The 20,274-nt window shown below is 62.8% G+C and carries 20 protein-coding genes; 11 read left to right on the top strand and 9 right to left on the bottom strand.

Annotated elements, in window-relative coordinates:
- The first annotated feature begins 63 nt into the window (after nucleotides 1-63).
- Entirely contained in the window at nucleotides 64-1,149 is a 1,086-nt protein-coding gene (locus tag M2320_RS06965; protein ID WP_264596644.1) for a glycosyltransferase, read from the top strand.
- Nucleotides 1,150-1,191: 42 nt separating this feature from the next.
- Here M2320_RS06965 and M2320_RS06960 read toward each other — a convergent pair whose 3' ends face one another.
- Nucleotides 1,192-2,487 (bottom strand): DUF3422 family protein, encoded by a 1,296-nt coding sequence (locus M2320_RS06960; protein ID WP_184430271.1) that lies wholly within the window; start codon nucleotides 2,485-2,487, stop codon nucleotides 1,192-1,194.
- Between the two features lie 99 nt (nucleotides 2,488-2,586).
- Here M2320_RS06960 and modA point away from each other — a divergent pair, with 99 nt between their 5' ends.
- From modA to M2320_RS06945, 3 genes are all read left to right on the top strand, one after another.
- Nucleotides 2,587-3,405: a molybdate ABC transporter substrate-binding protein gene (modA, locus tag M2320_RS06955; protein ID WP_264596643.1), complete on the top strand. Its 819-nt coding sequence runs from the start codon at nucleotides 2,587-2,589 to the stop codon at nucleotides 3,403-3,405.
- 103 nt (nucleotides 3,406-3,508) lie between these two features.
- Nucleotides 3,509-4,303 carry a hypothetical protein gene (locus M2320_RS06950; protein ID WP_264596642.1) on the top strand — a complete coding sequence of 265 codons (795 nt, stop codon included), beginning with the start codon at nucleotides 3,509-3,511 and terminating at the stop codon, nucleotides 4,301-4,303.
- Nucleotides 4,304-4,405: 102 nt separating this feature from the next.
- Nucleotides 4,406-5,233: an SHOCT domain-containing protein gene (locus tag M2320_RS06945; protein ID WP_264596641.1), complete on the top strand. Its 828-nt coding sequence runs from the start codon at nucleotides 4,406-4,408 to the stop codon at nucleotides 5,231-5,233.
- A gap of 9 nt (nucleotides 5,234-5,242) precedes the next feature.
- Here M2320_RS06945 and M2320_RS06940 read toward each other — a convergent pair whose 3' ends face one another.
- Nucleotides 5,243-5,698, bottom strand: coding sequence for a nucleoside deaminase (locus M2320_RS06940; RefSeq protein ID WP_264596640.1), 456 nt, complete (start codon nucleotides 5,696-5,698; stop codon nucleotides 5,243-5,245).
- A gap of 84 nt (nucleotides 5,699-5,782) precedes the next feature.
- Between M2320_RS06940 and M2320_RS06935 the strand changes: the two genes are divergently transcribed.
- From M2320_RS06935 to M2320_RS06915, 5 genes are all read left to right on the top strand, one after another.
- Nucleotides 5,783-6,208 (top strand): DUF2267 domain-containing protein, encoded by a 426-nt coding sequence (locus tag M2320_RS06935; RefSeq protein WP_264596639.1) that lies wholly within the window; start codon nucleotides 5,783-5,785, stop codon nucleotides 6,206-6,208.
- 53 nt (nucleotides 6,209-6,261) lie between these two features.
- Nucleotides 6,262-7,980: a pseudouridine synthase gene (locus M2320_RS06930; protein ID WP_264596638.1), complete on the top strand. Its 1,719-nt coding sequence runs from the start codon at nucleotides 6,262-6,264 to the stop codon at nucleotides 7,978-7,980.
- On the top strand, nucleotides 7,980-8,555 hold the full coding sequence (gene rsmD / locus M2320_RS06925) for a 16S rRNA (guanine(966)-N(2))-methyltransferase RsmD (RefSeq protein ID WP_264596637.1): 576 nt from the start codon (nucleotides 7,980-7,982) through the stop codon (nucleotides 8,553-8,555). Before M2320_RS06930 ends, rsmD begins: the two co-directional genes overlap by 1 nt.
- Nucleotides 8,556-8,710: 155 nt before the next feature.
- The gene (rpsU, locus tag M2320_RS06920; protein WP_088519637.1) at nucleotides 8,711-8,944 is read left to right on the top strand and encodes a 30S ribosomal protein S21; all 234 of its coding nucleotides are present in this window, start codon (nucleotides 8,711-8,713) and stop codon (nucleotides 8,942-8,944) included.
- A 128-nt stretch (nucleotides 8,945-9,072) separates the two neighbouring features.
- On the top strand, nucleotides 9,073-9,909 hold the full coding sequence (locus M2320_RS06915) for a tetratricopeptide repeat protein (RefSeq protein WP_184430264.1): 837 nt from the start codon (nucleotides 9,073-9,075) through the stop codon (nucleotides 9,907-9,909).
- A 12-nt stretch (nucleotides 9,910-9,921) separates the two neighbouring features.
- On the opposite strand, the gene M2320_RS06910 is transcribed toward M2320_RS06915, so the two are convergent.
- From M2320_RS06910 to M2320_RS06900, 3 genes are all read right to left on the bottom strand, one after another.
- Entirely contained in the window at nucleotides 9,922-10,146 is a 225-nt protein-coding gene (locus M2320_RS06910) for a DUF2093 domain-containing protein (RefSeq protein WP_264596636.1), read from the bottom strand.
- 66 nt (nucleotides 10,147-10,212) lie between these two features.
- Complete coding sequence (locus M2320_RS06905; protein ID WP_264596635.1) at nucleotides 10,213-11,628, bottom strand: serine/threonine protein kinase; 1,416 nt, start codon at nucleotides 11,626-11,628, stop codon at nucleotides 10,213-10,215.
- An 8-nt stretch (nucleotides 11,629-11,636) separates the two neighbouring features.
- Nucleotides 11,637-11,846 carry a hypothetical protein gene (locus M2320_RS06900; protein ID WP_264596634.1) on the bottom strand — a complete coding sequence of 70 codons (210 nt, stop codon included), beginning with the start codon at nucleotides 11,844-11,846 and terminating at the stop codon, nucleotides 11,637-11,639.
- On the opposite strand from M2320_RS06900, the gene M2320_RS06895 reads away from it, so the two are divergent.
- The gene (locus tag M2320_RS06895) at nucleotides 11,845-13,062 is read left to right on the top strand and encodes a 6-phosphofructokinase (RefSeq protein WP_184430260.1); all 1,218 of its coding nucleotides are present in this window, start codon (nucleotides 11,845-11,847) and stop codon (nucleotides 13,060-13,062) included. The two genes, M2320_RS06900 and M2320_RS06895, sit on opposite strands and share 2 nt — an antisense overlap.
- Before the next feature lie 694 nt (nucleotides 13,063-13,756).
- On the opposite strand, the gene M2320_RS06890 is transcribed toward M2320_RS06895, so the two are convergent.
- The 4 genes from M2320_RS06890 to M2320_RS06875 all read right to left on the bottom strand — a co-directional run bounded on the left by M2320_RS06890 (nucleotide 13,757) and on the right by M2320_RS06875 (nucleotide 18,835).
- The gene (locus M2320_RS06890) at nucleotides 13,757-14,206 is read right to left on the bottom strand and encodes a hypothetical protein (protein WP_264596633.1); all 450 of its coding nucleotides are present in this window, start codon (nucleotides 14,204-14,206) and stop codon (nucleotides 13,757-13,759) included.
- Nucleotides 14,207-14,230: 24 nt separating this feature from the next.
- Nucleotides 14,231-14,752, bottom strand: coding sequence for a hypothetical protein (locus M2320_RS06885; protein ID WP_264596632.1), 522 nt, complete (start codon nucleotides 14,750-14,752; stop codon nucleotides 14,231-14,233).
- A gap of 238 nt (nucleotides 14,753-14,990) precedes the next feature.
- The gene (locus tag M2320_RS06880) at nucleotides 14,991-15,980 is read right to left on the bottom strand and encodes a glycosyltransferase (RefSeq protein ID WP_264596631.1); all 990 of its coding nucleotides are present in this window, start codon (nucleotides 15,978-15,980) and stop codon (nucleotides 14,991-14,993) included.
- A gap of 137 nt (nucleotides 15,981-16,117) precedes the next feature.
- Complete coding sequence (locus M2320_RS06875; RefSeq protein ID WP_264596630.1) at nucleotides 16,118-18,835, bottom strand: glycosyltransferase family 8 protein; 2,718 nt, start codon at nucleotides 18,833-18,835, stop codon at nucleotides 16,118-16,120.
- A gap of 253 nt (nucleotides 18,836-19,088) precedes the next feature.
- Here M2320_RS06875 and glf point away from each other — a divergent pair, with 253 nt between their 5' ends.
- Nucleotides 19,089-20,240 carry a UDP-galactopyranose mutase gene (gene glf, locus M2320_RS06870; protein ID WP_264596629.1) on the top strand — a complete coding sequence of 384 codons (1,152 nt, stop codon included), beginning with the start codon at nucleotides 19,089-19,091 and terminating at the stop codon, nucleotides 20,238-20,240.
- The last annotated feature ends 34 nt before the right edge of the window (nucleotides 20,241-20,274 follow it).

The raw sequence follows: 20,274 nt of genomic DNA, 5'->3' as shown, positions 1-20,274 counted from the left end.
TCCAGCGCAATGCAGCTAGCAGAGTTCGAACCTGAAAAGATAGCCCACAGGAAGCTTTGAGCCGTGGCCGCCGAACTCTCCCTCGTCATTCCCACCTTCAACGAAAGCGCCAACCTGCGCGAGCTCTTGCGCCGCGTCGATGCGGCGCTCGCCGGCGTCGCCTGGGAAATGATCGTGGTCGACGACAATTCGCCCGATGGCACCTGGCGGCTCGCCAAGGACGTTGCGCTGGAGGATGCGCGCGTGCGCTGCCTGCGCCGCGTCAATCGGCGCGGCCTCGCCGGCGCCTGTATCGAGGGCATGCTCGCCTCCTCGGCGCCGGTCGTGGCGGTGATGGACGCCGATTTGCAGCACGACGAGCGCATTCTGCCGCAAATGCTGGAAAAAATCCGCGGCGGCGCCGATCTCGTGGTGGGCAGCCGCCATGTGGAGGGCGGGTCCGCCGACGAAGGATTTTCGGCCCGGCGCGCCTTCATCAGCCGATTCGCGACCAGCATGGCGAAAAAGGCGCTCAAGGCCGAGTTCAACGACCTGATGAGCGGGTTTTTCATGATTCGCCGCGACATCGTCGACGCCTGCGCGCCCGCCCTGACCCCGGCGGGCTTTAAAATTCTGGCCGATCTCGTCGCCTCCGCGCCCAAACCGCTTGTGGTTGCGGAGGTCGGCTACACGTTTCGCGAGCGCCATGCCGGCGAGTCCAAGCTCGACGCCAAGGTGGCCCTGGATTTCGTCGGACTGCTTCTGAACAAGGCCTCGGGCGGGCGCATTCCCGTGCGCTTCATCTTCTTCGCCCTGGTCGGCGCCAGCGGCGTCGGCGTGCATATGGCGACGCTTTACGCCGCCCTGGCGCTTGGCGTGAGTTTTGAGATGGCCCAGAGCCTGGCGGTGCTGGTCGCCATGACCACCAATTTCTTCATCAACAACGCGATCACCTATCGCGACGCCAAGATCAAGGGATTGGGGCCGCTGGCTTTGGGATTGCTGTATTTCTACGCGGTCTGCGCCATCGGCGCGGTGGCCAATGTCGGCATCGCTGAATTTTTGTTTCACCGCTACGGTCTGGTCACCTTTGCGGCTCTGGCCGGCGTGGTCATGGGCTCGGTGTGGAATTTCGCGCTGAGTTCACTGTTCGTCTGGCGCAAGGATTGAGTTTTGCGCGTCGGGCGATCGGACCGCCCGACGCGATGGGCCTCACTCGGCTTCGTGGCGCTTGCGGATGCGGCGCACCGTCCACCAGACGAAGGCGGCGATGAAGGGGATCGCCGCGCCCGTCCAGATGGTCGGGTCGACATGCGCGCCGGCTTCGTGCGCGCCTTCCAGCATCTTCATGATGACGCTGGCGATGTAATAGGTGATCGCCGCGACGGACAAACCTTCGACCGTCTGCTGCAGGCGCAGTTGCAATTGCACGCGCTCTCCCATCTTGCGCAGCAAGTCGCCGTTCTGCTGCTCGACTTCGGTGTCGACCCGGGTGCGAAGCAGGTCGGCGGCGCGCGACAGTTTGCGCGACAGTTCGGCCTGGCGGCTTTCCATGTTGAAGCAGGTGCGGATCGCCGGTTGCAGGCGCCGGGTGAGAAAACCGTTGAAGCTCGGATAGTCGGGCAGGGCGGTTTCGTCGATGGCTTCGAGGCGCTCCAGCACCAGATCGTTATAGGCGTGGGTGGCGCCGAACCGGAATTGGCTGATTGCGGCTTCGGCTTCGAGCTGGGTGGCGAGGCCGGTGAGATCGTCGAGCAATTGCGAGTTCTGCTGAACCCCCTGAGCGTGGTTCATCGCCGCGAGCAGGCGCGGCAGTTCGCGCTCGATTTCGCGGGTCGGCGGACCCAGGCGTTGGGCTTCCGGCAGGCCGAGCAGGGCCAGCGTCCGGTAGGTTTCGATTTCCAGCAGGCGCTGCGCCAGCCGGCCCGCCGCCATGGGCGGCATCGAGCGGTTGACGAGCGCGATGCGGACGAAGCCAAACGTATCCGGAGCGAAATCGGAGGCGATCAGGGCGCGGCCGTGATTGGCCTCGCTCACCGCGGGTTGCAGCGGGTCGAAGATCTCGGTGATTTTCGAAGGGTCGCCCTCGCCGGCGATCAGGTGCAGGTCAGCGGCGACCAGCAGCGGGCCGGGCTGCGGCAGCAGTTTCACCTTCTGCATCAGCGCGGCGGGCGTGGGGTTGAACAGCGTCTGCGCTTCGGCGTTGGAAAATTCCCAGGTGTGGGTGACGAATTCGCCGTGACGCTCCCAGGTCAGGCTGACGCCGGCCATTTCGACGCGATATTGGCGCGCCTGCGCATCGGGGCCCGGCTGTCCGCGCGACAGGGCGGCCTCGACCACGGCCTGGCGGTCGGCCTCGGCCTGCGCGGAATCCAGCAGGAAACCGAAATGCAGAACGCGCGCAGGCGTTTCGAGCGGTCGTGTCGGCCTTGCGTGCAGTTCGCCTAAAATCTGGGCGCGCAGCGCATGTTGTTCGAAAGCTGATGCGCCCAGGTTTGCTTCCAACATGTTGTCCTCGATGCTATAAATCTTTTACATATTTTGTCGCCGCGCCAAAAGCCGCAGCGATTCCTTATGCCACGAATAAGCCGAAAGGATAAGTCAGCCATGTGTCACAGGCGGTTCTTCAATCAGATTTCGGCGGGTGGCGTCTTTCTCGCCTTTTCTCTCGCGGCTTTGCCGGCTCTGGCGCTCGACCCCGCCCCCGCTGCGGCGCCCGCGCACACCTCCACCGTCACCGTTTTCGCCGCGGCCAGCTTGAAGAACGCGTTGGGCGAAGCCGCCGCCGCCTGGAAGGCCAAGACCGGCGAAGAGATCTCCGTCTCCTACGCCGCCTCCTTCCCGTTGGCGCGCCAGATTGAGGCCGGCGCCCCCGCCGATATTTTCATCGGCGCGGACGAAGAGAGCATGGATTATCTCGCCGGCAAGTCTCTGGTGAAGCCTGAGTCGCGGAAGGATTTTCTGTCTAATGATCTGGTTCTGGTGGCTCCGACCGGCGGCCCCGACAAGGTGGAGCTGACGGTCGCAGGCGTGACCGGCGCGCTGAAAGACGGCCGCATGGCCGTGGGCGATCCCGCCAGCGTCCCCGCCGGCAAATATGCGAAGGCGGCTCTGACCAAGCTCAACATCTGGGACGCCGTGCAAAACCGTCTGGCGCTCGCCGACAGCGTCCGTTCGGCGCTGCTCTATGTGTCGCGCGGAGAGACCCCGCTGGGGATCGTCTATCTCACCGACGCCAAGGCGGCGGCCAAGGAGACGAAAATCGTCGCCACTTTCCCCGAAAACACCCATGCGCCGATCCGCTATCCCATCGCGCTGACAGCGACCGCCAAGGAGCCCGCCGGCAAGTTTCTGGCTTGGCTGAGCGGCCCCGAGGGCGCGCCCTTCTTCACCAAGCAGGGCTTTGGGGTGCTCCCCGCCAAATGATCCGTCAAACGCGCCCGGCCCGTACGGCCGGGCGCGTCTTGCTACGCTGGAGTTTTTGGGCATAGGATCGCGATAGGGGTCGGTTCACCGGGAATCAGGTTCCGTGCGGGACGAGAGCGAACAAGGGCGCGCCGCCAACGAGCAGCCTGGCGAGGCTCCGCCGCCATCCCCGGAAAAGCGGGGGCGCTTCAGGCTGGGCCTGCAAGACGCGGAAGTCCATACGGCCAACAAGACGGCGATTGCGGCGGTGGTGGTCGCCGCGGTGTCCTGCATCGTCGGCATCGCCCAATGGATTGAGATCAAGGAACAGGCGATGTCGGCGCGCCTCCAGGCGACCGCGGACCGCGCCTATCTCTTCATCGACGTCAAGGAGGGGTGGCCGCATACCACGCCGCCGATCGACTGGGGGGAGGGGGCGGAGAAAGCCAATTTCGAGATTGAGTTCTCGATCACCAATTTCGGCAAAAGTCCCTCGGTCATCAAAGGCATATCCGGACATTTGTTTTTTTGCGATTCCGAGCCGGACCCTGGGGCGAAAAAGGACAGGTCGGCCCATGAAACCGGCGTTCGCCCCGCGGCTCTGTTGAAGACAGTCGACGGAAATCTGGTTCCGGTCGGTCAGATCAACGACCGCGAGTCCGACCAGGCCGGCAATATGACCGCCGTCATTCGCGCTGGAGAAACGCTGCACTTCAGCAAGGAATTTCTGTTCGCGCCGTTCTCAGGGAACGTCAAGGCGGAGTTTCTGGGGCGGAAATTCTGGCTCTACACCACCGTGCGCTACGAAAATATTTACGGCGAACATATGGAGACCTCGCGGTTCACCGAATATCCCGGCGGCGCGCGCGGCCCGGAAAAATACAATTATTGGGACAGGCCTTATAAGGGCGGAGATTAGGTTTTCCGGCCGCGGCTTCGGCGGGAGGATCATTCTGCGTGATTCTCTGTATCTCTTGTGGGCGCGCTGCTTTACGCTGCAGCGCAACCAGGAGAAGACGACATGCCGGAATTGACCACGCAGGCGCGGCAATTCGTCGACTCGCTCGCCAACGCCCATGGCTTGAGCGCCGGCGCGGTGGAAACCCTCTTGCTCGCGGTGGCCGCGGGCAATGGTTTTCAGGCGCAATTCAATCATCCCGAACTCGGCGGCATGGGGCAATGGTCCCAAGGCGGCATGCTGATGATCGGCGACATGTTCAATCAGGGCCTGAAATACAAGGTGGGCGCCCTGTGCGATGAACTCTCGACCCTGGTGCGCAATCAGACCGTTTTCGCGCCGGCGCAGGCGCAAATGCAGCAGCAGGGCTTCGGGCAGAGCCAGCAGCAGGGCATGGGCGCCAGTCTGTTCGTGCAGCGGTCGGGCTTGTGGCCCCCGGAGCTGGGGTCGCCCGCGTCGTCCGGCGCGCAAAACGACATGAGCTATGCCTACTTCCCGGCGACCCGCCGCCTGGCGATACGCGTCGGCGGCGACCTCCGCATTTACGACACCGGCGACCACCAGATTGGCGGCGTGTCGCAGCAGCAGAGCGGCGACCAGTCGCTGACCTTCACCAGTCAATACGGTCTGGTGCGCGTGGCCGACTTGCCGCTGGTTGGTCCGGTCGCGCAAAAACCCGTCGAGCCTGCGCCCCAGCCGGACCCGGCGGCCTTCGCGCCTGCGCCTGCGCCTCCGACCGCGCCGCCTCATGCTGTTTCGTCGCCTGCCGCGCATCTTGCCGCTGACGATATTTTTGCCCTGATCGAAAAACTCGCCGCGCTCAAGGAGAAGAATATTCTCACCGACGAGGAGTTCACGGCCAAGAAGACGGAATTGCTCAGCAGGCTTTGACGCGCGCCGCTACCGGCGCGACCTGAAAAAATCCCGCAAAATCGTGGCGGCTTCGCTGGCGCGAATGCCGCCATAAACCTCCGGTCTGTGATGGCAGGTTTTTTGGCTGAAAAAACGCGGGCCGTTCTCCACCGCGCCGCCCTTCTCGTCCTCGGCGGCGTAATAGAGCCGCCGCAGTCGCGCGTGGGAAATGGCGCCGGCGCACATGGCGCAGGGCTCCAGCGTCACATAGAGATCGCAGCCGGTCAGGCGCTCGTCCGACAATTTTTTTGCGGCTTCGCGGATGACCAGCAGTTCCGCATGGGCGGTGGGATCGCGATCCTCCAGCGTGCGGTTGCCGTTCGCGGCGATGATCTCGCCGTTCCGGACCAGGCACGCGCCGATCGGCGCCTCGCCGCGCATGGCGGCGGCGCGCGCCTCGAAAAAGGCGCGATCCCAGGCGGCGTTCAATCGGACGAGCGACACGGCGAGACCATTGCAAGAGTTGGGCGCGCGTGATTTTTGGGGCAAAAAGCGCGGCGCGCAAGAGCCTTAGCCGAGAGGACGCCCATGCCCATGCCGATGGACTATCAGCACGCCTCGGAGGATTTCGAGCGTTTTTTGGGCGAGGTGATCGCGCGCAGCGGTCTGACCACGCGAAATCAGGCCTTCACCACCGTCGAGGGCGTGCTGATGACATTTCGCCGCAGGTTGGCGCCGCGCGAGGCGCTGCGTTTCGCCGATGCGCTGCCGCCCGTTTTGCGCGCGCTCTTCCTCGCGAACTGGGATATTGACGCGCCGCCCGCGCCCTTTGGCGACCGCGAAACCTGGACGCGCGAGGCGCGATCCCTGCTCGAACATCACAATTTTACGCCGGAGACCGCCGTCTCCGATATCGCGGCGGCGCTGCGCGCGATCATCGGCGACCGGCGGCTCGACGCGGCCCTGGCGGACTTGCCCGGCGCGGCCCAGGATTTTTGGTCGGCTGCGCCGTGAACCAAGGCTGAAAAAACTTCGAAAATTTTTTGCGCCTCTGCTATCAGAGCGGAATGACACGCGACAAAGACCAGAAGTTCGGCAAGAAACCGCCCAAAAGCCGCCCCTCCCGCGGAAAAGTGCTGGAGGCGGTCGAGAAGGACGGCGAGCGCATCGCCAAGGTGATGGCGCGCGCCGGCCTGTGCTCGCGCCGCGACGCCGAAGACTGGATCGCCGCCGGCCGCGTCTCGGTCAATGGCAAGGTTTTGGAATCCGCCGCGCTCAACGTCACGGAAGAGGACAAGGTTTTGGTGGACGGCAAGCCGCTCGCCACCCGCGAGCGCACGCGGCTGTTCCTGTTCCATAAGCCGCGCGGCCTCGTCACCACCGACCGCGACCCCGAGGGGCGCGCGACCGTGTTCGACTATATCGCCGAAAACAATCCGGACCTGCCGCGCCTGATGTCGGTGGGGCGGCTGGACATCAACACCGAAGGGCTGTTGCTGCTCACCAATGACGGCGGGCTCGCCCGCGTGCTTGAGCTGCCCTCCACCGGCTGGCTGCGCCGCTATCGCGCCCGCGCCAATGGCGCGACCGATCAGGCCCGGCTGGACACGCTGAAGAATGGCGTCACCATAGACGGGATCGATTATGCCGGGGTTGAGGCGCGCCTCGATCGCGTGCAAGGGGCGAATGTCTGGATCACGCTGGGCTTGCGCGAGGGCAAGAACCGCGAGGTCAAGCGCCTGCTCGAATATCTGGGGCTGGCGGTCAACCGGCTGATCCGCATCTCCTATGGCCCGTTCCAGCTCGGCGAATTGCCGGAGGGGACGGTGGAAGAGGTCAAGACGCGCGTGCTCGCCGACCAGTTGGGCGAAAAGCTGGCGCAGGAGGCCGGCGTCGATTTCGACGGGCCGGTGATCGACCGCACGGTCGAGCCGGAGCCGGACGTCGCCCCCAAGGCGCGTCCGCCGCGGGCGCCTGAAAAAGTGCGGCCGCATCGGGCGGCGCCGGAGGAGCGGCGTCCCGGGACGGAAAAACCGGGCCCGCGCAAGCACGTTTCGGCTTTGCGCGACGATCGGGTGAAGGCGGCCAAGGGGCCGCGTCGCCGCATCGAGACTGGCGCCACCGCCGACCGCAATGGCCGCACCGTCGCCGTGGAGCGCGTGAGCGTGGCGCGCCGGGTCGAGGAGGCGCCGGTGGACACGCGCAATGCGCGGCGGTTCAAGGCGGAGCGGGAGGCGGCGGAGGCGCCGCGCGGAGAGACTTCGCGCAAAGGTTTCGATCGGCCGCGCAGCGAAGGCGGCGACCGGCCACGCCGGGACGGTGGCGGCAAGGTTTTTGGCGGCGCCCGTGGCGAGTCCGGCGGCGACAAGCCGTTCCGGCGGCCCCGCGCCGAAGCAGACGAGCAAAAATTCGACCGGCCGCGCCGCGAGGGGGCCGTGAATTGGGAAGCTCGGGAGGGACGAACCCCTCATCCGTCGCGCTCGCGCGCGACACCTTCTCCCGCAAGGGGAGAAGGAGGCGCCCGCGACAGGTTTGGGGGCGAGGGCGCCGAGCGCAAGTCTTTTGGCAAGCCGAGGGGCGAGACGGGCGGCGACAAGCCGTTCCGCAGGCCGCGAGCTGAGGCCGGAGGAGAAGGAAGTTTCGAACGGCCACGCCGCGAGGGCGGCGACAAGAGATTTGGCGGGCCCCGCGGCGAAACCGGAGCGGCCAAAACGTTTCGGCGCGGGCCGAAGCCGGTCGGCGGCAAGCCCGGCGGTGGTCCTAAAAAGCCGCCTCGCAAAAGCTGATGCGAATCGTTGGCGGCCGCTTCAAAGGCCGCGCGATAAATGGTCCGCGCGGCGAGGGCATTCGTCCGACCTCGGACCGGCTGCGCGAAAGCCTTTTTAACGTGCTCGCCCATTCCTATGGCGATCCCGTTCCGGGCGCGCGGGTCATCGACCTGTTCGCCGGGACCGGCGCGCTTGGGCTGGAGGCGGTGTCGCGCGGCGCCGCCTTCGCGCTGCTGGTCGACGATGGCGCCCAGGCGCGGGCGCTGATCCGCGAAAATGTGGAAAGCCTCGGGCTTGGCGGCGTCACCCGCATTTTTCGCCGCGACGCCCGCCGACTCGGCGACGCCCCGCCCGGTCCCGTCTATGATCTGGCTTTTCTCGATCCCCCCTATGACCGCGGCCTCGCCGAGCCGGCGCTGATTTCGCTGGCGCGGGGCGGCTGGCTCAAGCCCGACGCGCTGGTGGTGGTGGAGGAGGCGGCCGCCGCCATGTTCGAGCCCGCGTCCGGTTACGAGGTGCTGGAGCGCCGCGATTACGGCGAGACCGAGCTGATCCTGTTGCGCTTCGGTGACTCCGGCCTTTCCCGCGACTGAGCGCGGTGAGACTCGTCTGGACAGCCCGAAAACTTTCTGTTATCGCAGCCTCAACGGTCCGGCGCTCCGCAAGCGCTAAATCTTGTCAATGCGGCTCGACAGCCGAATGCGCGAAAAGCGCTTCGGCGACTGGCTCTTTTAAATGGGATGACGGCGTGCAGGTTCTGGTTCGCGACAACAATGTCGATCAGGCGCTCAAGGCGCTGAAGAAAAAGATGCAGCGCGAAGGTATCTTTCGCGAGATGAAGCTGCGCGGCCACTACGAAAAGCCGTCCGAGAAGCGCGCCCGCGAGCAGGCTGAGGCCGTTCGCCGCGCCCGCAAGCTGGCCCGCAAGAAGCTCCAGCGCGAGGGTCTGCTGCCGGTCAAGGCCAAGCCGGCCGCCCGCTGATCACGTTTTTCTTGCCCCGCGTTCGCGCCCCCGCTCAACCCGCGGCGGGCGCTTTCGCATTTTTGCCGCCTTTCCGCCTTAATCTGCGCCTATGCGGGGCGGCTTCCCCAACTGTGCGGAATTTCAAAATGGTCCGATTTCGTTCTCCCCTGGTCGCGCTGGCGGCCTTGGCTGCTCCGCTGGCCGGATGCGATTCGATGAGCGGAATTTCGACCCGGGGCCCCGGCTATGCGGAAGTCTCCGCCGCCGATCCCAAGGCGGTCGCGGCCAATATCGATTCGCTCGACGCGGTCGTCATCGCGCATCCCAGCGATCCCGAAGCCTACAACACCCGCGGCGTCGCCCTGGCGAAGATCGGCAAATACGACCGCGCCATCGGCGATTTCAGCCAGGCGATCAAGCTCGATCCGCGCAACGCCTCCGCCTACACCAATCGCGCCCTGGCCGAGCGGCAGATCGGCGCGAATGACGCCGCGCTCACCGATTTCACCCACGCCATCGAGGCCAATCCGAACCACGGTCCGGCCTATCTCGGCCGCGCCAACCTGCTGCGCGCCCAGAACCGGCTGCCCGAGGCGATGAGCGATCTCGACCAGGCCATCCGGCTCAATCCGGAAAACGCCCAGTCGTTTCATGCGCGCGGCCTGATCCACCAGAAGAACGGCGACAACGACCGCGCCGTCAAGGATTTCGACAACGCCATCGACCGCGATCCCTTTGCGGCGGCGCCCTACCAGGCGCGCGGGCAAAGCTGGCTGTCCCTGGGCAAGCCGGACAAGGCCATCGAGGACTTCAACGCCGCGCTCAATGTCGACAACAAAAATGCCGAGGCTTGGGCGCTGCTCGGCTATGCCTATGAGAAGAAGGGCGACCGCAAGCTGGCGGCGGACAATTACCGCCGCGCCTTGTCGCTCAACCCCGACCAGCCCATCGCCAAGCAGGGGGCAGGCCGCGTCGGGGCGTGACCCCGAGCGGCTCTACTTGATCTCGCCGAGCTGCTTCAGGCGCAGCATTTTCGCTTCCGGATTGGCGTAGGCTTCCTGCCGGTCGACATTCCAATAGGTGAGCCGGTCCAGCGGAATCTGCGCGCCGGTCGCGGCGCAGATGACATAGGCGCCGGGCTTCTTCACGCGGAATTCGCCGTCGAGATAGTCCACTTGAGCGGCGCCGGGCGGCGGCGGGCGGCGATCGAGCCAGTTCATCGAAAAACTCCTTTGAGCGTGCACCCGATGTAATGCCGCGGCGGCCGCGCTTCAATCAAATTCCGGTTAGAGTCCGAGCCCCTCGCGCGGCTCGGTCGTCTCGGCCTCCGCGCCCCGCCGCGGCCGGCGCAGCAAGGTGACGGCGCAGGTCGCCTGCGTCGCCACGCGATGGGCGACCGGCCCGAGCGCGGACTCGTCGAAGGCGGGCGCGCTGGCGAACAGCAGAATGTGGTCGACATGGGTTTCGCGGGCGAAGTCGAGCAGGCTTTTCGCGGGATCGTCGGCTTCCAGCACATGCGCAGTAGTTTGCGCCTCCGGCAGGTTCAGGCTCTCGGCCCAGCGGCGCAGCTCGATCAGGCGGCGCACATGCCCGCCCGTTTCGCCCATCCTTTGCCTCGGGATCACCGTGACGCAGGCGAGCCGCGCGTCCGGCGTCGCCGTCATCACTTTCCGCGCATGGGCGCGCAAAACATCGGTCGCCGCGACGCCGCCGGAGAAATCCACCGCCGCCATCACAATGGGGGTGTTCGCCCGGCGCGCCGCGAGGTCTTGCGGATAGCGCGTCGGCGCCAGTTTCAGCGCCCACCAGCGCCGCCGCGCCGTCAGCCACGAATCGGCGTTCAGCTTCTCGGCGCGCGCGGTGAGGGCGATCTGCTCGGGCGCGGCGAGGTCGAGCAGCAATTGCGCCGCCGAGGCGTAGCGATTTTCGGCCTCGGGCTCCAGGCAATGCAGGATCGCCTCCTGCAGCCAGGGCGGGCAGTCCGGCCGCAGCGCGCGCGGCGGTTCGGGATCGCGCCACAGCCGGCGCGCCAGTTGCGCGTGACTATGCGGATAGCCGAACGGGCGCTCGCCGGTCAGCAGGTAATAGAGCGTGACGCCCAGGGCGAAAATGTCGCTGCGGGGATCGCTGCGGTCGCGCAACACCTGCTCCGGCGCCAGATAGGGCGCGGTGCCGAACGGCACGCAAAACTCCTCCGCCAGCAGGTCCGGCAGATGCGCGTGCCGCGACAGGCCGAAATCGATCAGGGCGTAGACGCCGTCGGCGCGGCGGATGATGTTCGACGGCTTGACGTCGAGATGCAGCACGTTTTGCCCATGCAGGCTGGCGAGCGCCTGGGCGACGCCGCGCCCGATGGCCGCGACCTCGTCGACCGGCAGCGGCAGCGCGTCGACCTTGCGCAGCAGGCTCTCGCCGGCGATCAGCTCCATGGCGATATAGGGTTTGCGCGCAAAATCGCCGGAGGCGATGAATCGTGGCGCATGCGGCCCGTGGAGCAGCGGCAGGATCATCTGCTCCATTTCGAGGCTGACCACGGCGCTGGCCTCGTCGCCGCGGATTTTGGGGGCTTTCAGCGCCGCCGGCGGCGACATGTCCTCGCGCGTCACCTTCCAGATTTCCGACATGCCGCCATCGTGCAGGCGCTCGACGAAATGAAAGCCGTCGAGAACGTCGCCGGGCTGGAACAGGGGCGCGTCGGTCATGGTCCAGCTTAACCCGGCGCTTGCGACAACTTAAATGCGCAATTGCCGTCGGGCCGCTGTTTTATGGAAAATCTTTGTCCCGCGCCGGCGTCGCGCAGGGGAATGCCGGTTTTGCCAAAAGGATATGCGCAAAAAAGCAGGTTTTGGCGGTTCTCCGCTTCAAACAAGGCGGCGAACGCTCTAGAACGGCTCATCCCATTTGCGCGGAGAATATTCATGACGACGCCGACAAAAATTTTGGTCGCCCAGGGCGGCGGCCCCACCGCGGTCATCAACCAATCGCTGGCCGGCGTGGTGCTCGAAGCCCGCAAGTTCCCGCAGGTGGCGCGGGTCTATGGCGCCCATCACGGCGTGCGCGGCATCGTCAACGAGGATCTCCTCGACCTCACCCAGGAGACCAGCCACAATCTCGAAATGGTCGCGCGCACGCCGTCCTCCGCGCTCGGCTCGACCCGCGACAAGCCCGACGCCAAATATTGCCACGAGATTTTCGAAGTTCTGCGCGCCCATGAGATCGGCGCCTTCTTCTACATCGGCGGCAACGATTCATCCGATACGGTGCGCATTGTCGCGGAAGAGGCGGAGAAGGCGAACTATCCGCTGCGCTGCATGCACATCCCCAAGACGATCGACAACGACCTCGTCATCAACGACCACACGCCGGGCTTCCCCTCCGCCGCGCGTTTCGTCGCCCAGGCTTTCGCCGGCGCGAACTTGGACAATGCCGCGCTGCCCGGCGTCTATATCGCCGTGGTGATGGGCCGCCACGCCGGTTTTTTGACCGCCGCTTCCGCGCTCGGCAAAAAATTCCCCGACGACGGGCCGCACCTGATCTATGTGCCGGAGCGCACGTTTGACGTCGACCAGTTCCTCAAGGATGTGAAGGCCACCTACGACCGGCTCGGCCGCTGCGTGGTCGCCGTGTCCGAAGGCATTCACGACGCGTCCGGCGCGCCGATCATCACCAAACTGGCCTCCCAGGTCGAGCATGACGCTCACGGCAATGTCCAGCTCTCCGGCACCGGCGCCCTCGCCGACCTGTTGTGCGAGGAGGTGAAGAACAAGCTCGGCATCAAGCGCGTGCGCGGCGACACTTTTGGCTATCTGCAACGCTCGTTCATCGGCTGCGTCTCCGACGTCGACCAGCGCGAGGCGCGCGAAGTCGGCGAGAAGGCGGTGCAATATGCGTTCTGGGGCGAGAGCAACGGCTCCGTCACCATCAAGCGCACCGGTTTTTACTCGGTGGACTACGAACTGGCGCCGCTGCAGGCGGTCGCCGGCAAAACCCGCGTGATGGAAGACGAGTTTTTGAACGCCGCCGGCAATGACGTGACCGACGCGTTCAGGCTCTACCTGCGCCCGCTGCTCGGCTCGGGCATGCCCGACGCTTTTAGGCTGCGGCCCAACGCCGTGCCGAAGGTGTTGAAGGTTTAACAAAAAAGGCCCCGGAAGCGACGAGCTTCCGGGGTTTTCTTTTATGCGACGCGGCGCGCGAAACCGGTTTTTTTATGAAAGTGAAAATCGCAAAACCCGTCGCATCCGCCAATGTGGCGAAACGATGTTCTTGTTATGTTCCACGTGAAACGTGGGGTGGCCTCTCACAAGTTGTTGTTAATATTAAACAAATATGGCCGCGCACGAACCCTGGGACCAGCGTTCACGCTCAGTGTCGCCGATACAACTCGGAGGATGCAGGCGCGATTTCAGCGTGTTTTTGATCAAAAATCGCGTGTTTTTTGCACAAACGCGTCCGTTTTGCGCGATTTTGAGCGGACCTGTTTCAACCTAAGGTAGAAATTTCCGAAAAAAGCGCTCCCAGGAGCCATCGAGACGGCGCCAAAACAAGACCATCGCAACGCTTCAAGGGGCTTCGTCGGGAAGCGGAAACTCACGGAAGTCGCCGGCAAAGGAAAGTCAGGCTGGAGGCCAAACATATCCAAAAGTGACTTCTGCACAGGGCGGGCGGCCGGCAAAACTGAGATACAATCTGAAGGAGGTTATTGAGTGCGCGCCGCCAATGGCGCGCTCTCAGCGTCAACGGATCGTCCGAACGTCCGTCTTTCAATGTGATGGTCAACGCTATGGGTCCAATCGCTTAGCCGGCAAGCCCCACGGCCCGGGCCGGCTATCACTGCATTTTTTCTCTGTAAGGATTATAGTAAATGTCATACCTGCCACAATACGTACTGACCTCCAGTTGGCGTTTCATCCAATCTAAGACTTCGTTTAACATAATATAACCCCTAGCAAACAAATATCCTGCGTGCTGCTCTGCATTTATTATCTTTTGATAATCCCTCAGCACGTCTAAACAAAATACTTTTGGATTTTCTTTTACAGCTTTGTCTTCGGATTCAATGTAGTCATCAATTTTTGTTTTATAAAACATGTACTGATCGTTCCAGTATTCTATTTCCGAAGGTTGCCAAGCCATGCTATATCTTTTTTTGGCGTGTTCATAAGATGACAGTAGGGAATCTAAATCATTTATTGATTCTGCTATGCATAAATTGCCCCAAACGAGCGAGATGACTATAAAAGAGAGTCGCGTTGCAGTGTTTTTGCGCTTACGCTTCATATCGCTCTCCCATAAAAATAGCTTTTATTTGCAAGTAACGCCAACCCCTTGCCCGCTGCAATAGCACTCAGCTCCTAACGAACGAGCATCTGGACTGGGACACCTTCTCACGCCATGGCTGTCACAACAAAAGGGAACGCTTATAAATCCCATTGACACATCATTCAGTCGCGTCATGGCTTGCAGAACTTTCCTGCCTGGCGTCGTAAGAGCGACTGAGGGCAAGTTAAATGTTTCGGTCGCGCCGGGAGCAACCGTGGCTCTGAGATCCCTAGTTATTTCTGGTTGCGTTGGGTTAAGAACATTATAAATATATATCCGCGTATTTCCGTTTTGTTCTTCATCAGTGTTATTTTTGAGCTTTATTGTGCCGAGGATTTTCGCACCTAAATCAAAGGTGCTGTTGGCTAGCTGTACTCCGGCAAGCAAGGCATTAATCAACTCAAGAACTGGCGCTAATGCAATCGCAAAGGAGATGCTGCTGGGTGTTGAAGCAAAAACGGTAGTTGCGGCTACGCCATTGATTATAAAACTTCTTCTATTCATTTAACGCTGCTCCTTTTTGCCGCAGGCCTTCAAGAGCTAAAAAACAGTATGCTGTCTTTATAAGATATTAGACATTTTACATTAGGGTATTGATTCGGATCAAATTTGCCTGCCGGCAAGCTACTGCTGACAATCAGCCTGCATCCCGAGCGTGAGAAGTTGTGATCGTCAGAACAACAGCAACGTCTGTTCAGGGCTGACACGAGGCATCCAACGGCAACGACGCCAGGACATCAATTCAAGCTTTCCACGGCAGCAGCTTTTTCGACAGCTTCGGCCACACCGGCGGCTTGTCGTGCAGCGTCTGTCCCGACAGAATTTTTTCGTACAGCCCCAGATACCCCTGCGCCATTTTCGCCGAGCTGTAGGTCTCGCGCGCGTAATCGTGAAGTTTTGCGCGGTCGAAGCGCAAGTCCCGCACGGCGCGGGCGAGTTCCCCACAAGACTCGCTCAAAAACCCGAACTCGCTCCCCACCAACTCCGGCAGCGCCCCATAGGGGGTGGAGAACACCGGGCAGCCGAAATACAGGCTCTCGATCACGGCGAGGCCGAACGGCTCGTGCCAGCGCATCGGAAAAATCAGCCCGCGCGAGGCGTTCAGCGCCGCGAATTTTTGCGCGCCCCCGACCATGCCGTGAAAATGCGCGCGTCGGGTAAAGGTGAGGCGAAAACCGCGGCGAAAATTAAAACGGTCGCCCCCCAAAATGTCGATATCGACGCCGGCCTTTTTCGCCACCGCAATGGCGCCCTTGACGTTCTTGGCGCGCCATTCCGCTTTGCCCAAAAAATGAAAATTTTCGCGGGGTTTCAAAAGATCGACGGGGCCGTAGGCGTCCCAGTTCAGTCCGTTGAGGACATAGACGTCGGACTGGTGGCGCCGCGCATGGTCGGCGGAAATGAAATTGCAGTTGAGCGGCCGGGTCGGGTTCTTGTTGTAATTGCCGTGCTCGGTCATCAGATAGGGGCGGCCGAAATCGCGGTCCAGGTCGAATTTCGGCTGGAACTGGAAGTGATAAAGATCGTAGCCGGCGGGGATTTGCGGCAACAAATCCTGTTCCGTGTCAAACGTCAAAACCTCGCCGAAATCGCAGGTCGAGCCGGGCGGCGTCAAAAAGGCGATCTCATGCCCGAGTTTCTTCAACTCCAGCGCGAGGTCCCAGATGACGCGTTCGGTGCCGCCATAGGCGAACACCGGAACCGTCGCCCAATTGACGAAAAGAATGCGCATGCGCCCGGGCCTTGTTGTTGAGCTATCGCGCATTCGGTGAACTCCCGTTCACCGAATGCGCTCTAGTTCTTATTTTGACGCATTTTCTTCACGCGAACCGGCATCCACTTCGCTCGAAAATGCTCTAAGCGCTTCGCTTAGAGCAGTTCGCCGCTCGGCGCCAGCGCGGCGGCGCCGGCGACGCTCGACCCCTTGTCTCCCGGCGCCCAAGCGGTCTGCGCCCGCCAGCGCCAATAGAGCGGGGTCAGCGGATGGCGACATCCGGGATGCCAGGGCTTGGACATATCCGTGTAATGGATCAGCCCGGGATTTTCCGCGGCCGCTCTGGCGTCTTCGGCCGAATAAAGCCGCTCGAGTTCGTTGAAGCGATAGAGCCGCGCATTGGCGTTCCAGCGCAGCGGCAAAGCCAGCGTCTTGTCGCAAAAGGCGATATTGAGAATGTCCTGGTCCTGCAGCGCGATCCGCTCTCGGTACGACAGGAAGGCGTCGCGATAAAGCTGATCGGCGTTGCAGCTCCGCAGCTTCGCGATGTTGAACACGCAAACGCCGGCGTTGAAATAAATATGGGACGCCGGCAGGCCCAGGCGCTTCGACTGCTCGACGCCGCCTTCGTCGACGCAGGCCCCACACAAATGATCGCCCAGATCGACCCAGATCTGACCAATGTTGTCGGCCAGGATCACGTCGGCGTCGATATAGATTGTCTTGGCGACCTCGTTGGGCAGCAGTCGGTGCAGCGCCAGACGATAATAGGTCGCGCGCGAAATATGCGGGCGATTGTCCGGAAAGATTTCGAACTCTTCCGCGCGCACCTGGATGAAGTCGATCCGGGCCTCCGGGGTTCGGAACAGCGCGGACAGCCGCGCGCGGCTGGAGTCGGAAAAATTCTGATCATGCAGAATATGCACGGTCAGCTCCTGCCGGGGATGGATGTTGCCGAGCAGGGAGGCGATCGCCGCGCCGCAATGCGGCGCGTAAGCGTCGTCGATGGCGAAGGTGACGTGCACGCGTTCCGGAACGAGCCGCGAAACGGCCTCGGCGTTCCGGGCGTCGATCCCGGCGATGATTTTGGCGGCATCGCGCGCGGGGACTTCGAAGTCGCGGCCGAACACCTGTTCCCAATAGGTTCGGCCGGTCATCGAAGGCAAGGAGTCCCGATAGGCCTCGCGCAACTGCGCAAAGGCTTGGCTCAGCTGCCGCATGGCGCGCTGAAACGCTTTTCGCTCGCGCAGGAAACGCTTGCGGTTCATGCGCAACACGAAGCCGGCGCCCTCGTGTTCGTAATGCACGCCGGCGAATTTGTAGATTTCCACGAGGTCGGCGCCATCGCCCAGGGGCTGGAACATGAGTTTCTTGCGGACGAACGCCTTCGGCATCAGATGCCCGTTAAAGGTCGCCCTGCGGATCAGATCCTTCAAACCCCCGATCTTCTTGTTGCGGGGATAGGACAGGTTCGCCGGCCTGACGAGGGGCGCCAGCTTTTCAACTTGGGAGAAGGCGCGGATCTCGCCGTTCACCGCCTCGATCGACGCGGCGGCCTGAAAGAATTGCGGTCCCGCCATCACGTGCTCGAGCGCCAGCGTGATCAGATGCGCGGAATCATACTGGAAAGACTGCAGCACAGTGTCGAACCAGCGGCGCAACGCCTCGAGGCGCGGCTGATAGGGCTTTTCCTGCGTCGCCAGCAGAAGCGCCAGCGTGGTCAGCGTTTGATGGTACCGCGACGCCGGCGGCTCCTTGACCCTCGGGGTTTCAATCCAGCACGCGACGCCATTCATGGTGACGATATGGAATGCGTTCTGAAGGCCGAACAGAATGTCGCCGCCCGCGATCAGCGGATAGGGATAATGCCTGACGGCGCCCAGCGGGAAGGCGAGGAAACGCCAGCCGGAATAATTCACTTCGGGCGCCGGAGCCTCCAAAGTGACAAGGGCGCCGGATTCGCGCGCATCCAGCCCCGCTTTGACGGCGCGCCTTTCGCCATCGAAACAGGCGCCGACCTCGCGCGTCACCCAGGGCTGGTCTTCATGAAAGACGGCGCCGGAGAGGGCGATGTTCGGATGGGTCGCATAGCTCAGCAGCGCATAGGTGCGCCAGAGCGATTCCATTTCACAGGCCGCATCGTCGCTGAGGAACAGACAATGGCTGAAACGCCAGCGATCCTCCAGATGGATCAGCCCGCGCGCAAAGGCGGCGGAAGGGCCGAGATCGCCGGCGCGCAACAGGGTCGCGCCCGCCGCTTCCTCGGCGGTGAGCGCGTTGGACCCGTCGACGACGATCAATTCGATGCAGTGTCGACACGACCGGTCGGACAACAGCACGTCCTCCCGCAGGCGGCGCAGCGTCTCGAGCAAGCGCGCCTTGTGCTCGAAATGGGTGAGGACCACGCCGAGCTTCACCTGATGGAGCGGCGGCGTTTCCGTCGCGAAATAGCCGCCGTCCCAAAACGAATCCGCCTCAGCCTCGATCTCGAAGTAGAGCAGGCCGCTCTCCAGTTCCGGCCAAGCTGTAACCGGGATTTTGACTTCCGCGCCGGAGTGGAAATCGACAGGAATTTCCGCGAGCCAGCGATGCCCGCCGGAACTCTGATGCAGGCCAAAACGCACCGTGAAGGCGCCGCATCCCCGAAGCACGAGGGCAAGTTTGTCGATTTTCGTTTCCCGACGCCAACGGTCTACGCTCAAGCCATTGAAGAATGTATCAAAACTGATCCGGTCGCCCCAGTGGAAACGCAAGGAGCCACCATGACGGCGTTCATGGCCGGGGAAGTTGATGTTGCGTGCGTAAAGTCCAAAGTCTTTTGCTGGACCGGAGCCCGGCCAAATGATCGTTTGCAGGCGGAACAGAGTCATCATCAAGACCTCGACACTGCGTCGCTTATACACGAGTCCCAGCTGAGTCTCCCGAAAGATTGCGCCGCCGTCTTGCGCCTCGGCCACATGTCCTCCGGGCTGCGATCGCCGCGCTTGGAATGACAATGGTTTGCCGCTCTGGAAACCTCTGCGCGCGTGGTATAGGCAACGAGGTCGGCGACGCCACTTGTGTCGCCAGGATAGACTTGCTGCGCCGTTCCGGCGCTGCGCCGTGTGCTTTCTTGGGGCGAATCGAATGAGATACTGCATTGTCGGCGCCGGGTTTTCGGGAGCGGTGATCGCGCGGGCGCTGGCGGAAGCCGGCCAAAAGGTCCTGGTCATCGACGAACGCGGAACGGCCGGCGGCAATTGCCACTCGGAGCGCGACGCCGACACCGGCGTCATGGTCCATGTCTATGGCCCCCACATTTTCCACACCGGCAATGAACGCGTCTGGGATTATGTGCAAAAATTCGGCGACTGGGTTCCCTATAACCATCGCGTTCAGGCGGTGGCGGGCGGGCGCGTGTTTTCGCTGCCGGTCAACCTGCTGACCATCAACCAGTTTTTTAACCGGGTAATGAGCCCGGACGAGGCGCGCGCCTTCATCGCCGCCCAGGCGCAAAAGATCGCCGAGCCGCAAAATTTCGAGGAACAGGCGCTGAGCATGATCGGCCCGGACCTCTATCGCGCCTTCTTCCGCGGCTATACGCGCAAGCAATGGGGCGTCGAGCCGACCGAACTGCCGGCCTCGATTTTAAAGCGCCTGCCGGTGCGCTTCACTTACGAGGACAGCTATTTTGCGCACCCGCACCAGGCCATGCCGCGCGATGGCTATACGGAAGTGGTCAAGGCGATCCTCGATGTCCCAGGCGTCGAGGTGCGGCTTTCAACCCGGTTCGAGGACCTCGATGAATCCTTTGCCCATGTGATCTTCAGCGGGCCGATCGACCGCTATTTCAATTACGAGTTCGGCCGGTTGGGCTACCGCACGCTGGATTTCGAGCGCTTCACCCACAAGGGCGATTTCCAGGGCACGGCGGTGTTGAACTATTGCGACGAGGACGTGCCGTTCACGCGAATCACCGAGCACAAGCATTTCGCCCCGTGGGAGCGGGACAAGTTTGAGGGCTCGGTGCTTTACCGCGAGTTCAGCCGGCTGTGCGGGCCGGAGGACATTCCCTATTACCCGATCCGCCAAACCAACGAAGAGGCCATGCTGCGCAAATATGTCGAGCGCGCCAAGGCGACGCCGGGCGTGAGTTTTGTCGGGCGGCTGGGGTCTTATCGCTATCTCGACATGGACGTGACCATCGCCGAGGCGCTCGACGCCTCCGACCGGATGATCGCGGCGATTCGCGAGGGGCAGAGCCTGCCGGCGTTTTTCGTCGAGCCGCTGGGCGCCTAACCGCGGGAGGGCGCCGCAAGGCGTCCGTCTCGAA

Source organism: Rhodoblastus acidophilus (assembly GCF_025961575.1).
GTDB lineage: Bacteria > Pseudomonadota > Alphaproteobacteria > Rhizobiales > Beijerinckiaceae > Rhodoblastus > Rhodoblastus acidophilus_C.
Note: the sequence above shows the minus strand (reverse complement) of the source record. Positions and strands in the feature narration are given on the sequence as shown.

What these genes read in the sequence shown, in the direction of transcription:
- rsmD (WP_264596637.1), top strand. Translation starts at nt 7,980, where the DNA reads ATGCGAATCGTTGGCGGCCGCTTCAAAGGCCGCGCGATAAATGGTCCG.
- M2320_RS06900 (WP_264596634.1), bottom strand. Translation starts at nt 11,846, where the DNA reads ATGAATATTCTCCGCGCAAATGGGATGAGCCGTTCTAGAGCGTTCGCC.
- M2320_RS06960 (WP_184430271.1), bottom strand. Translation starts at nt 2,487, where the DNA reads ATGTTGGAAGCAAACCTGGGCGCATCAGCTTTCGAACAACATGCGCTG.
- M2320_RS06895 (WP_184430260.1), top strand. Translation starts at nt 11,845, where the DNA reads ATGACGACGCCGACAAAAATTTTGGTCGCCCAGGGCGGCGGCCCCACC.
- M2320_RS06880 (WP_264596631.1), bottom strand. Translation starts at nt 15,980, where the DNA reads ATGCGCATTCTTTTCGTCAATTGGGCGACGGTTCCGGTGTTCGCCTAT.
- M2320_RS06890 (WP_264596633.1), bottom strand. Translation starts at nt 14,206, where the DNA reads ATGAAGCGTAAGCGCAAAAACACTGCAACGCGACTCTCTTTTATAGTC.
- M2320_RS06910 (WP_264596636.1), bottom strand. Translation starts at nt 10,146, where the DNA reads ATGAACTGGCTCGATCGCCGCCCGCCGCCGCCCGGCGCCGCTCAAGTG.
- modA (WP_264596643.1), top strand. Translation starts at nt 2,587, where the DNA reads ATGTGTCACAGGCGGTTCTTCAATCAGATTTCGGCGGGTGGCGTCTTT.
- M2320_RS06885 (WP_264596632.1), bottom strand. Translation starts at nt 14,752, where the DNA reads ATGAATAGAAGAAGTTTTATAATCAATGGCGTAGCCGCAACTACCGTT.
- M2320_RS06915 (WP_184430264.1), top strand. Translation starts at nt 9,073, where the DNA reads ATGGTCCGATTTCGTTCTCCCCTGGTCGCGCTGGCGGCCTTGGCTGCT.
- M2320_RS06905 (WP_264596635.1), bottom strand. Translation starts at nt 11,628, where the DNA reads ATGACCGACGCGCCCCTGTTCCAGCCCGGCGACGTTCTCGACGGCTTT.
- M2320_RS06930 (WP_264596638.1), top strand. Translation starts at nt 6,262, where the DNA reads ATGACACGCGACAAAGACCAGAAGTTCGGCAAGAAACCGCCCAAAAGC.
- M2320_RS06945 (WP_264596641.1), top strand. Translation starts at nt 4,406, where the DNA reads ATGCCGGAATTGACCACGCAGGCGCGGCAATTCGTCGACTCGCTCGCC.
- M2320_RS06935 (WP_264596639.1), top strand. Translation starts at nt 5,783, where the DNA reads ATGCCCATGCCGATGGACTATCAGCACGCCTCGGAGGATTTCGAGCGT.
- glf (WP_264596629.1), top strand. Translation starts at nt 19,089, where the DNA reads ATGAGATACTGCATTGTCGGCGCCGGGTTTTCGGGAGCGGTGATCGCG.
- M2320_RS06875 (WP_264596630.1), bottom strand. Translation starts at nt 18,835, where the DNA reads ATGATGACTCTGTTCCGCCTGCAAACGATCATTTGGCCGGGCTCCGGT.